The following is a 12,707-nucleotide window of genomic DNA, read 5'->3' as shown; positions in this document are numbered from 1 at the left end:
CTCACTCCTGTGATTAAAAAGAAATGAGCTTAGCGAATATAAAATAAATGTTTAGGTGTGGTTTAGCCGACGGTTACAAAACAAGATGGAGGTAAAGGTAGTGTGAAAAATGGTGCTCTAATGCACCCTTACTGTAATACGTCAGCAAAAAACTAGGATATTCAGTAACTATTCCCAACGCTTAGCTTTTTACTTATGCGTTGGGTCTGGTGATTACAGTATAATCGTTCACGTTGAGTGGTAGTATTGCTCTTTCTAAATACAGCATTGCTGCTGTAGAGTTATTCTTTTTCAAAAAGCAGTTTTTTTATGGCTTTAAATGTATACCTGATGTTTAAAAATGCTTGGTGTTAACTACAGAAGCAGATTTGTTAATTATCAAATTGTAGTGGTAGGTGCTATCCATTTAATTTCATTATTTGTGGCTACTTTTAAAAGAGTACTTTTTATAAATCATTACCCAACAGCTAACTTTCCTGCCTCATGCTACATTTCACTTGGCATGGGTTTGGTTAATTCCCACGTGATGTTCATCGGCTGGCTGCCGTTGTGGTTTTGGTATTTAACCTCGCCATAGCATACAAACTCATAGTTTAGTTAGTAGATACAAAAGCTGACTTTTTGTTTAATATCCTAAACTTTCAAGGGTTATGGTTTAATTTCTTTGCTCAGCTCATCAACTAAATCATGTGTGAATGGCCAAGGAATACCGGCTTTGCGTGTTAGCTCTTTCAAATCGGGCGTAATTCTTTCAATATTTTTTGCTGCATTTAGATAAAGCCGATTTTGTTTTATGATGCTTTTTTCTAATAATTCTAATCGGTCTCTTTCACTCTCGATTTCGTATTTTTGTACTGTGATAGATTCTAATCGCAACTGTTTCTCATTCACCGATTGTTGAACTGCATCTCTATCTTCATATAACTGCATTATTTCGGATTCTAATTTTAGCTTCCTAAAAGAAAGTTCACTGACTTCACTTTCTAGGCTTTTATTAAATTGTTCAACTAATAACTTTTTTTCTTTTTGAAAAGCCTTAATAGCACTTTCTTTATTTTCTTTAATGGTAAAATTTTTAACACTGTTTAATTGATTAATATCTTCTAGTAGTTTTTTCTTCTTATTTATTAAGTCTTGGTTTTTAAAATTCAGTGCGCTTCTTAGTCTAGCTTCATACTCATCTATTTCATTTTTAAGATTTGACCTGGACGCTATGTTTTCATTTATCTGAACTAGTTTTTGTGAAGCATATTTAATATTTTCAACAAGCCCTTTATATTCTTTTCTATAAGCACTACGAATTTTTTCTTCGTCGTTTTTTACAATCACCTCAAGATTATTTTTGGTATGTGATAAATCTTGTAATTGCTCTTTGAGAAACGTTACGGCTGAATATAAACTTGCCTTTTCATATTCGTATTTATTTAAAAACTCCTTTCTTTCAAACATTAAATCTTTAATTGATTGACGTTCATGTGCATGGCATAGCTCTCCTATAAATCCAGCAGGAGCAATACTCAGCCATTTTGCATTTGAGTTTTCAAATAAGTCACTCACTTCTTCTAATGTTATTACCTCAGAGGTAGGAACGAAATTACTAAAGTCGAACTCGATAGCGTTTTTATTTAACCTTCTATATTCACTAGTTTTCTCAGTCCCGCAGAAATGTGATACTGCTATTTCAATTAAAATTTGCTCACCCTTTGAATAACCAATCACGTCAGGAATTCGTTTTGAATTATCAATGGGAGTTTCAATATCAACATTATCAAAAATAAGTGTAAAGTTATAAGGATCAAAGTTACCAATTGGTATTGTTAGTTTTTTATTGTTGTTGAGTACTTCTTTGGCTAACAAGTGAAGCTCTGTTTCGTAGCTCCATTTACAGTGTTTTGCTTTTTGATCATCTGGAGCATGGGCGAAATGGTTTGCTTGTACAGCTCCTTTTTTGGCAATTAACTGTGATCCGCAATCAACGCAAGTACAATTACATTTTAGGCCTCTTTGAACATCATCAATACTGGTGATCCAGTTTTGCTCATTGTACGCCCTCGTCATTTTATAGTTATGGCTCATTAAACACCTTATTTTAGATTATCACCCAACCGCCAGTTTCCCTGCCTCATGCCACATTTCACTTGGCATGGGGTTGGTTAATTCCCACGTTATATTCATCGGTTGGCTGCCGTTGTGGCTTTGGTATTTAACCTCGCCGTAGTTTACAAACCCCATAGTTCGACCGTTTTCGTCTTTGCCTTGTTCGCGCACAAATAACAGGATGGTTTTGCCCGTTTTTTGATGCTCAATATAACTTAGGCCTCGGCCGTGTTCTGGGCGGGCGCTGTTTTGCGTTTGCCAATGAAACAGAGTAGGGCTGATTGCGTAGTCGTGATATAGCGTGGTGGGCGAGTAGGTCTTTTCGCATTTATTGAGTGTTACAAATAACAGTTCTAGGTTTTGGTTTTTAAATTCTAAAACGCCTTCGCGAGCGGTCGATTTTTTATCAAACGAATGCGCCCCAAACGCGGCGAGTATTTGTTGGCGTGTGTAGCGGCTGTGTAATTTGATTGCGTGATTGGATAGGCACGTTAAATCGCTTTCCTGTTGATGAATACGGTTTATTAAAAGCGCGATTACTTGGATAAATTCCTGTTGTAGCTCTTTGTGTTTAAGGGCTTGTAAGCTTTGCTCAAGCGTTTTAACCCCTAAACTCGTGCCTGTGCTATCCCAAAAGTTGTAATGCGCCATAAGCGCGTACTGTTTATTTTGTGGCGTTGGGGTAAAGTTAAAATCGTTGTTACATAAATCACGTAAAAAACACAAGTAGCTGAGCGAGTCGCAGCCGAGTAATTGGGTGTTGATTGCGCGGTAATACGCGGCGTAAATGTCGGCTTGCTGTGTTGGTATCTCATCGCCTTTTAGCCAGTGCCAGCCGCCGAGTTTTTTATCTTTTGGTTTGTATATATCTTCAAGCGTAACTTGCGGGTTTATGCGTAAAAAGCTACTTAGCGTTAGCGCATCATTCGTATGCTGTGAATAGCTATTTATCAGCTGCTGTAAACGGCGTTTAGTGTTTATGGCTTGCTGAATATTTTTTAATATCGTTTTTTGCGTGCGCTCTTGGAGTTCAATACGACAACCCAGTGGTAAGTGCGGGAAGTTGTTTTCAATCTCAGTTTTTATTGGCTGATTACTTTTACCAATTAATGCGCGGAATTTACTGGCAAAGTCGTATTCTGGGCGGGCGTTGCCTACAAAGTCGAGTACGGTACAGCACTGCTTTTGACTGTTGTCGGGCAAGCGAAGGCCACGGCCGAGTTGCTGTAAAAATAGCGTTAAGCTTTCAGTTGGGCGTAAAAATAAAAGTGTATCGACCTCTGGAATATCGACCCCTTCGTTAAAAATATCAACCACGCAAAGTATTTGTATTTCGCCTTGGCGTAGTGCTTGTTGTTTGGCTGCGCGCTCATTTGTGTTTTTGCTGGTCAGCACATCGGCGTTTATGCCTGCTAAGTTAAACTTAGATGCCATAAACTCTGCGTGTTTTTGACTTACGCAAAATGCCAGCGCTTTTATATCGTGAACATTAGTCACTATATCAGCAAGGCTGGATATAATTTTGTTAGCGCGGCTGTTCTCCCCGGTATAAAGGTTACTTAGCTCGCTTATATCGTAACGGCCGCCTCGCCATGTTATTTGGCTTAGATCGGTATCGTCATCCAATCCAAAGTATTGAAATGGGCATAAATGGCGCTGGTTTATTGCCTCTGGCAAGCGAATTTCAGCGGCAATTACTCCACAAAAATCATCGAGTATATTAGCACCGTCTTGACGCTCTGGTGTGGCGGTTAAGCCAAGTAATATTGTGGGCGTAAAGTGATTTAAAATAGCGCGGTAACTGGCGGCGCTTACGTGGTGTACTTCGTCTATCACTATATAGTCGTAGTAATCATGCGTTAAATTAAGCGATTCAATTTGGCTGTTTAATGTTTGTATTGACGCAAAAAGTTGGCTGTAACGCTGCGGTTTGTAGTTACCCACCCACAGCTCACCAAAGTCGTTATTTTTAAGTACACCACGGTAAGCACTTTGCGCTTGTTTAAGTATTTCTTCACGGTGGGCTACAAACAAAAAGTGGGCGTTTGGGTTTTTATCGTAAACGGCTTTAAAGTCGAACGCCGATATGATTGTTTTACCTGTGCCCGTTGCGGCAACCACTAAATTTTTAAAGCGATTATGTACGCTGCGCTCAGCACTTAGTTTTTCTAAAATAGCGAGCTGATGGGTTTTTGGTGTTATATCAAAATAAAACTGGCTGCTTGCTTGGCCAATACCACGTTGCTCGTTAAGTGAATTTATGAGCTTTTTTTTACATTCAACTTTGCCAGTAAATAGCTCGAAATCTGGCGATTGCCAGTAAGTTTCAAAGGTGCTTTTAGTTTTGGCTATAATGTGCGGGATTTCTTGCGCGGTAATTTTTAAGTTCCACTCAAGGCCGCTAGTAAGCGCCGAATGCGATAAATTAGACGAGCCAATATAACCGGTATGAAAACCCGTATTACGCATAAACAAATATGACTTTGCATGTAAGCGCTCTTGCTGATTGTTGTAGCTAAGCTTTACCTCAGTGTTTGGTAGGTTAGCTAAAAACTCCACCGCTTTAGCATCCGTTGCACCCATGTACGAGGTGGTTATTACTTTGAGTTTATTGCCGCTTTTGGTAAAGGCTTCAAGCTCATTTTTAAATATGCGCAGCCCCGTCCATTTTATAAATGAAACAAGCCAGTAAATAGTGTCGGACGATTTAATCTCGCGTTTTAGCTCGGTTTCGAGTGAGATCCCAGCATTTGCACCGCTAAATAATTCGCTTTGTGTAAGCCCCGTTAGCGGAAAAATATCGTGAGAGTAATCTTTAAGATTTGCAGCAATGGGATTTTGGGTATTAAACAGTGCAGTAAGAATACGGCCTTGGCTGTCGATAAGGTTTTCGTTGATCAGCTCGTCATCGCGGATATGATCTTTAAGCCACAGCACAAGGCTGTTTGCGAGGTTTATTTGCTCGTGCAAACGCTCGCTTGAATTAGGGATTGCATCAATGGCATGTTCAACAAGCTTACCTAAAAAGCGCGAAAGCCATGTAGCTGCCTCAGCCGATTCTAGCTGGCGTTCGCCCACATAAAATTGGTCACGATTTAAGTTTTGCTTAATTACTTGTGTAATTAACTGCTCGTAAATACCAATCTGTTGCATTAAATCACTCCCTGTTTGCGAGCATTCAGTTTACTAAAAAATGCAATGTAAACAAGCATTAACTCACTATTGAATCAAAGGCAGCTGTTAAGAGAATCCCCCCGTCATTTTGCCCGAAAGACTCAATTGATGAGTAATTAATTGCATGGATGCAATTAAAGCCGTGACAGGTACATGGATGTGCCTTACACGGCGTTTACGTTCATATCAATTTAGGCTTTGAGGAAAGTGCAAAATGCTCGGGGCGCCGAGAGATTCCAAAGAGAAGTCGGCGGTTACTTCTCTTTGGTTGCCGTCGCCAACGCGACTTCTACTCAAATTTGCAATTAAAAATTCCCGCCACAAACTGCTCCAACAATTGCGCTCAGGCATGATTTAACAATTCGCTTAAACTATCTGTTTCTATTTTAGATTCAATCCTCTATATTCACCCTAGGCGCTCAACGGAACACAGCACTCAATTTAGGGATAAATAATGATTAAATGGATTTTATTGATACTACTTTGCCTATTTACTTCTCTCCCGCAAGCGTACGAGCAATACTCGCAAGAACATTGCGATAGTATTGTAAAAGAACGTGAAACAATACGTTCACGGTTGCGTCAAGGCTATAGGGTGAAAGAAGGTGAGCGGTTAAAAGCACGGTTCAAATCTTTATTTGAAGAACTTGCAAAGCATTGTGATAAACCCAAACAAACCAATCGAACACATCAACGCTCTTCGGCTTACAGCTCAAGTAATAATGCATTATTGCGCACGCAGATGCCTAATATGAAATTGCATAGCGACAGCTATAGCGATCCTGAAAAGCTGGCTGCGTGGTCTGAATTTTATACTTTACCAAAGCGCTGCCGTTCAAAAGGCATGCAATCATCCGATTTCGTATGGTGCAGTGAATATCGTGGTGAACAAAAACGCTTATTTGAAGCCCAATGGAAAAAGCGACGATAAAGATGTTGAGCACAAAATGGCGCGTGCTATTTGTATTTATTGTGCTGTTAATTGTAGCGGCACTTATTGCTAACCACCTAACTGGGCGGGTAATCAACTACCATGATCCTATTGGCAGTGTACGGGCTATTTACGAAGATATAAAAGCCGAAATCGAAATAGTTGAAGAAGCAGAGCAAACCCTAATTGAACCCTCTGCAGGCTCGTTTACCACTAAAAAAGTAATACAAAACCATTTACCACAAGCCGATACAACGCGTTGTACCGATGTTTCATTAGGTGAAGTTAAATATAAGCGTAATGGCAATATTTACACTTGGACTGATAGCCATGGTGTGCCCCATTTTAGTGATACTAAGCCAGACTTTGCGGTTGAAACACTTGATACTGACATTGTTGAGCCGCTTGATTACTTTGAATTAACGCTACAGGCCGCTAATTTACCGCCGTCGTTTACAGAAAAATTACGGATAAAACTAAATACTGTATTTAAAGTGTATGGCCAAATTATAGGGGCAGATGCATTAAAAAAGGTAAGGTTAAACCTGACCATATTCGCAACGCGAAGTCGTTACGAACAAGCGATTAAACAGCGCGGAGCAGATCCAAGTAATACAGATGGTATATATTTTCATGCTACTAACTCTGCGTTTATATATTATCGAAACGAGCAAAACGCAATGCGCACAGCAATACACGAAGCGGTGCATGCTATAAACAAAGCAATACTAGGCACAACTCCTCGTTGGCTTAATGAAGGGCTGGCTGAATATTTTGAATATACCAACAACAGCATGCAATTAGTCAGCATTGACCCTCACCTAAGTTGGATAAGTAACAAACACATAGCGCAAAGTGTTTTTACTATTAATTGGTTGATAGGTTTAGATAACAAATGGCAAACAGCTGATGACACTAAACTTTATGCGAGCAGTTGGGCGGCGATATATTTTTTAATGGGCTCGAGCAAAGGCAAGCAGTTTTTAAAAAGCGTTATGTTAGCCGAGCAAAATTCACCTTGCAGTAAACTCACTGCTGAAACACTGGAAAGTATGCTGTATCAGCACTTTCCGCAGCTGTCTAAAGACTATAAAACATGGTTAAACAAACCATTTATAAAACATCGTTTTTAAAAAGATATTAAAAGTTGCGCTTTTCACGTCAGCAAACTGTACGCCCACGGTAAAATTTAAAGGACACTACTAAACAACTTTCCCGTGATCACACCAGAAATTGAATTAATGATGAGTAATAACAGCGCATGGCGGAATTTTGTTCCCGACAAATTCCAAGTACCTAGATCCCTTTAGGCAATGCGCGTTAAGCGATGCCTACACACGGACGTGTTTCATCGCCTTTACGTTCATATCATTAATTTGAATTAAGGAAGTAGTGTGATCCTCGGGGCGCCGAGGTGACGAATGACCAAAGCGTAGCTTTGCAGCGTGAGGAAGTGGAAGCATGGATGCTGACAGGAACCCAGCTGAACGGATGAATTATTTGCAGCAGAGTTTATTTAAAGACAAATCATACTTTGGTTGCCGTCGCCAACGCGATATGTATAAATAAAGTAGACGAGTATCAAGTATCAAGTATCGAGTATCGAGTTGCGGGTTTCGAGCCATTAAAAGCTACGCTTTTCACGTCAGCAAGCTTAACGCCTACGGTGGTAAAAATGCTAGGTTTAAGGGAAGTGATTAGGTGCTAGGTTGTGTTTTGCCTGTCGCTCGCGGCTCGTTACCCGCAGCTTTTATTTTCTCATTTGCCCTCATTCACTTCTCTTTGTGCAAATATGGTTTTAAGTGATTTATTCAAAAAGAGGTTATGAGGCGCTGCGCTAAAGAGGTAAGAATAAAAAAATATGTTTCAGGGAAGTAACTAGGCGCTAGGATATTTGCATAAGCTCGATGCACGCAGCCCGTCGTTTGAGGCCGTTATTGAGTTTTTACCTAAAGGATAGTGTGCTATCACTCTTTCAATGTCGTATGTTTGCATTGTTTGGATGTCGTATGTTTGCTATATTTTATCTAAGCAACGAGAGTAATTAATATGACAATAGCAAGTAAAGTAACCACAAGAATAAACCGCTCTAAGCGTTATGTTTTTGAGCGCGCTGATTTTGCTGATATTGCAGGTTACGACCAAGTTGGCCGTGTTTTAAAAAAGCTGGTAGATAGTGGCCAGTTGTTACGCATTGGCTATGGGCTTTATACTAAAGCGCGAGAAAATCGCATTACTGGTAAGTTAATGCCAGCATCACCTGCGGGTGCAGATGGAGTCATTTTAGAAGCTATTGAAAAACTGGGCGTTGAGTACCAGTTTGATGAATTTACACAACGCAGTCTTGAGGGTGAAAGTTTACAAATTCCCGCTTCATTTAAAATAATGACCAATAGCCGGTTTAAGCGTAAAATTGTTGTAAATAATAGCGCTATCAATGCGAGTTGATAGCGATTTATTTTTAGATGTAGCGGATGCTCTTGGTATGGGTAACCCTGCCATTGTTGAAAAAGATTACTATGTAGTTGCACTACTTAAGCTACTTTGTGAGTTATCTTTTGATACGCATTTTTTAGTTTTTTCAGGCGGTACGGCATTAACAAAGTCAGGCATTAAAACTCATAGGATGTCTGAAGATGTTGATATAAAAATCATTCCTAAAGATTTAACTGCTAACACGTCTAAAACTAAAAGAAGAAAGGCTAGAAAAGCGCTCCACTTACAGTTAATTGCTGCAATTAATTCACATGATTATTTTTCTGTAGAAAATACTCCAACTGTTTTTGATGAATATAGATACCAACAAATTGATATTCGCTATCCTCAAGCCCATTCAAAAGCCCCATGTTTACGACCGTTTATTAAATTAGAGCTTATAGAAACATTACTTTTTGATAATGTACAAAGCCGCAATATATCTTCTTTAGTGAACGAGGTAACTCAACAGGCACCAGAAGTGCCGCTGATGGATTTTTCTAGCATTAAGAGTACACAAGCTGAAAAGTTAGTGTCTATGCTTAGGCGCACAGCGAGCTTTGCACGTGATAATAGAAGAGACGATGATCCTGCGCTAATTCGCCATATTTATGATACGTATTATATTCAACACGCTGGATTGGCGAATGTTCAAGATGTAGTACCTTTAGTGCAAAAAGTCATTGCGGAAGATATTACCCGTTACGGTAATCAGCATTTAGAATTTATGGCAGAACCGATTATTGAACTTAAGTTTGCTTTAAACGTGTTACAAACTAATCCACTCTATGAAATGCGATTTAATGAATATGTTGTTCCAATGATTTACGGTAGTCATAAATTGCTCTGGCAAGAAGCATTTGTTGTATTTAAATCATTTTGCAAAGATGTTTTAAATGATATTGAGCTTTAACCGTCAAATTTGAAAAGTGCTGTATTTTCATAATCACTACACACTAATGCTCGGAGCGCCGAGGTGACAAATGACCACAAAAATATCTGGAATATTTTTGAACACTTTTGCTGAAAGACGCCGAGCGACGAGTTGCGGGTTTCGAGCCAAGCTACGCTTTTCGCGTCAGCAAGCTGCATGCCTACGGTTGTAAAAGGTACTAGGTTGTGTTCGTTGCCAGTCGCTTGTTGCTCGAAACCGAAATTGGCGTTTAAAATAATCACAGCTAAAACTGGTTTCTACGATTTCAACTTACCAATTAACACAATGAGGCAATTAAGTGCGCTATTCGCCTCATTTTTTGAGGCGAATAATGCGTGAAAGTAACGTAATTTAAAAGCGGTGCTTTTTGCGTCAGCAAGCTTAACGCCTACGGTGGTAAAGGCAGCGGACTTCGAGTGACGAGTAACGAGCTTGTGCTAAAACCTAGCTCGTAGCCCGAAACCCGCGTTCCAAACAATAAAGCCCCGCCAGGTCAGTCGGCAAGGGCACTGTTTGTGGGCTGATAAGCGCCATTATCTAACGCATCAAAGTAGGCTTGATAACGGCCGTTTTGCTTAAATTTAAGTAATTGCTGATTAAAAATTTCAAGCCGCTGTTTACTGTATTTGTTATTTTTAGGGAACATCATAAAGCTTTGGTTTATGAGTAAAGCTTTGGGATGATGGTTAATAGAGCTAAATAAGTTAGGTAACTTACTGGCCAAGATGTAATAGCCGACGCTTTTTTCTTCGGCAAAGGCGTCAATTCTGCCCATAGCTAAGCGTTTAAAGTTTTGCTCTGTGGTACTTACTCGCGACATATCAAATAGACCCGCTTGTAGTGCTTTATCAAACTCTTCGCCATAGCTGTAAGCAAGCCCACCACCGAGTAATAAGCCTTTTAAATCGTTTAGGTTTTGCCAATCAAAAGGGCGTTTTTTGTGATAAAAAAATACAAAACGCTCGTTTAATACAGGTTCACTGTAAAAATAATCCTCAGTGCGTTGTTGTTCAAACATCCATACGGCGGTGGCTGCGTATTTATCATTAATGGTGTCGTGGTAAGCACGCGGCCAAGGTAAAAAGGTAAAGTTAACCTTAATATTGGCTTGTGCAAATAAGTCGGTGATCAAATGGGCAATTACACCTTGGTGAGGCAATGATTCACTCATAAAAGGGGGCCATTCGCCGGTACTTATATTTAAAGTAGTGGTGTGTGTGGATTGCTCGTCTTTAGGTTGAATTGCTTCAATTGCGTTACTGTAATCACTCACCAAAGCCATCAGAAAAAAAGATGCGGTAAAAATAAGGTATCTTAATTTAGCTGATAACATCACGTGCATATGTATAGTTTACTCCTTCTGAGCCATTAGGTTGAGAGTGGCGCTGTTTAAAAAGTAGGCTATTGTAGTGAGTAAAACTGAATGCACGCTTAAGTTAAATCAATCCGCAATAATACTTAATCATTTTACGGGGCTAAATATGTCGCTACCTGCGTTAAAAAATTCTTTTTTATAACAACTAAATAGAAAACTTTTGCCTAGCTATCAACGCGTTTTTCCAGCCTCAAAATAGACCACTTAATTAAGCGAATTGGTACTAGATTTAAAGCCACCTTTGAATACGTTCAGCGTACTCTATTATTCTTTTGTTTGCATGTTTTTTGCACGTTCTTCAGCTTCAATTAGTGCTTGTGATTTAGGGGCGCGTTGTTTTTCTTCTATTTTCGGTTTTTGCGGAGAATTTGGATCCCAACTTTCATCAAGCGATAAGTTAGCAAATGGGTTGCTGCTTTTTGGCGGGATATCAGGCTTAGTGGGTTCAACTGGCGATACTTTTACTTGCTCAGGTTTTATCGCACTTTTTTTAGTGGGCAAGGGCGCATTGGGGTCGAAGGTGCGTATTTCAGGCTCTTTAAAGTCGTGCTCGGTAGATGGCATTAACGGTGAGCGCAGTTGTTTAGGCGAATGTAAGTCTGCCTTTGGCTGTTGAGGCGAAATGGGCTCAGCTGCAATAGGTGCTTCTTTTTTAGTCGCTGGTACAGGCTCGCTAGGCTGATTAACCGGCTTGCGCTGTTTTTTGATTGGTTTGGCTTCAGGGTCAAAGTCTCTTACTTGTGGCTCTGCATGCTCGGTGGCATTTTTTATCCGTTCTAAAGTGGCTTTAGCGGCGGCTTCAAACTCTGCGGTATTCGGTACTTGCTTTACTTTAACGGTGCTTACTTCGCTTGCGTCTAACTCGACACTTTCGGTTGTTGTTTTTGGCTCGTTTTTGCTGGTATCAAGAGTCTTAGATTCATCAATAGCAGTACTACTTTGCTTGTCATCGCACTTAGTAGGAGGAGCAGCTAGTGGCATACTGGTTTCAGCAGACGTGTTATTTTGCTTAACATTGCGCAGGCGCATCAATACAACAACTCCAACTATTACCACCAAGAGTAGCGCCACACTGGGTAATACTAGCGACAACATGTTTGATTCTTTAGGGATTGATGAGGCAACGCCTTTAACTTGCTCAGTGGCATTTACAGTAACCGGCATGGCCGTTTGTAAAGGCTCTACCGTGGTTTTTGTGACAGCTGAAGTTGTGTTGCTTTGGGGGGTTGTATCAATGCTAAATTGATCATTTTTTAGAGCATCAGTTTGTTCTGCTATTGTTTTATTGGTTTGCGGCTCATTAGGCTCGGTAGTTGCTGCTGGTTCAGTTGTGTTCTGAGTGCGCTCTGTACTTTGATTGGGCGCTGTTGCTAGTTGCTGTATAAGCGGTGACTTAGCTTGCTCTTGCCCAATGGGGGTTACAACTGATGAAACAGGCTCATTTACTTGCTGTTTAGTAATTTTAGGTTTGGGTTGTTCAATAATAGGTTGCGCTTTAGGCTTTGCCGTTGATTGAGTACGTGTAGCCGGATTGCTGCAGTTTTTTTTGTAGTCGCGAGCAGCGTTACGGTACTTTCGGCTGGTTTTGTCATTGCTGTATTGCTGCATTTCTTGTTTTATAAGAATGCACATCGCTTCGTTGTAAGCGCCACTGCTAGCACTATAAAACAAAGCAAAACAAAAAAATAAGCAACTCAGTAACGGTTTCATAAAACTCAAAA

8 protein-coding genes are annotated in these 12,707 nt (G+C 40.0%); 4 read left to right on the top strand and 4 right to left on the bottom strand.

Features of this window, described 5'->3' with window-relative positions; translation table 11 throughout:
* Positions 1-648: 648 nt before the first annotated feature.
* Positions 649-2,076, bottom strand: a complete 1,428-nt coding sequence (locus QL989_RS13745; protein ID WP_290170793.1) for a hypothetical protein — start codon at positions 2,074-2,076, stop codon at positions 649-651.
* A gap of 21 nt (positions 2,077-2,097) precedes the next feature.
* Positions 2,098-5,250, bottom strand: coding sequence for a DEAD/DEAH box helicase (locus QL989_RS13740; RefSeq protein ID WP_290170791.1), 3,153 nt, complete (start codon positions 5,248-5,250; stop codon positions 2,098-2,100).
* A 475-nt stretch (positions 5,251-5,725) separates the two neighbouring features.
* On the opposite strand from QL989_RS13740, the gene QL989_RS13735 reads away from it, so the two are divergent.
* The 4 genes from QL989_RS13735 (at position 5,726) to QL989_RS13720 (ending at position 9,590) form a co-directional block, all read left to right on the top strand.
* Positions 5,726-6,202, top strand: coding sequence for a hypothetical protein (locus tag QL989_RS13735; protein WP_290170790.1), 477 nt, complete (start codon positions 5,726-5,728; stop codon positions 6,200-6,202).
* 2 nt (positions 6,203-6,204) lie between these two features.
* On the top strand, positions 6,205-7,335 hold the full coding sequence (locus QL989_RS13730; protein ID WP_290170789.1) for a DUF1570 domain-containing protein: 1,131 nt from the start codon (positions 6,205-6,207) through the stop codon (positions 7,333-7,335).
* A 916-nt stretch (positions 7,336-8,251) separates the two neighbouring features.
* Positions 8,252-8,650, top strand: a complete 399-nt coding sequence (locus QL989_RS13725) for a DUF6088 family protein (RefSeq protein WP_138605704.1) — start codon at positions 8,252-8,254, stop codon at positions 8,648-8,650.
* Entirely contained in the window at positions 8,640-9,590 is a 951-nt protein-coding gene (locus QL989_RS13720) for a nucleotidyl transferase AbiEii/AbiGii toxin family protein (protein ID WP_290170788.1), read from the top strand. The genes QL989_RS13725 and QL989_RS13720 overlap by 11 nt, the downstream gene beginning before the upstream one ends.
* Before the next feature lie 514 nt (positions 9,591-10,104).
* Here the strand turns inward: QL989_RS13720 and QL989_RS13715 are convergent.
* Entirely contained in the window at positions 10,105-10,953 is an 849-nt protein-coding gene (locus tag QL989_RS13715; RefSeq protein ID WP_290170787.1) for a transporter substrate-binding domain-containing protein, read from the bottom strand.
* A 297-nt stretch (positions 10,954-11,250) separates the two neighbouring features.
* Complete coding sequence (locus QL989_RS13710) at positions 11,251-12,696, bottom strand: hypothetical protein (RefSeq protein WP_290170786.1); 1,446 nt, start codon at positions 12,694-12,696, stop codon at positions 11,251-11,253.
* Positions 12,697-12,707: the final 11 nt, after the last annotated feature.

This window comes from Pseudoalteromonas sp. APC 3224, from assembly GCF_030407535.1.
GTDB lineage: Bacteria > Pseudomonadota > Gammaproteobacteria > Enterobacterales > Alteromonadaceae > Pseudoalteromonas.
Note: the sequence above shows the minus strand (reverse complement) of the source record. Positions and strands in the feature narration are given on the sequence as shown.

Coding starts and splice junctions, on each gene's coding strand:
- QL989_RS13745 (WP_290170793.1), bottom strand. CDS start 2,076: ATGAGCCATAACTATAAAATGACGAGGGCGTACAATGAGCAAAACTGG.
- QL989_RS13740 (WP_290170791.1), bottom strand. CDS start 5,250: ATGCAACAGATTGGTATTTACGAGCAGTTAATTACACAAGTAATTAAG.
- QL989_RS13735 (WP_290170790.1), top strand. CDS start 5,726: ATGATTAAATGGATTTTATTGATACTACTTTGCCTATTTACTTCTCTC.
- QL989_RS13730 (WP_290170789.1), top strand. CDS start 6,205: ATGTTGAGCACAAAATGGCGCGTGCTATTTGTATTTATTGTGCTGTTA.
- QL989_RS13725 (WP_138605704.1), top strand. CDS start 8,252: ATGACAATAGCAAGTAAAGTAACCACAAGAATAAACCGCTCTAAGCGT.
- QL989_RS13720 (WP_290170788.1), top strand. CDS start 8,640: ATGCGAGTTGATAGCGATTTATTTTTAGATGTAGCGGATGCTCTTGGT.
- QL989_RS13715 (WP_290170787.1), bottom strand. CDS start 10,953: ATGCACGTGATGTTATCAGCTAAATTAAGATACCTTATTTTTACCGCA.
- QL989_RS13710 (WP_290170786.1), bottom strand. CDS start 12,696: ATGAAACCGTTACTGAGTTGCTTATTTTTTTGTTTTGCTTTGTTTTAT.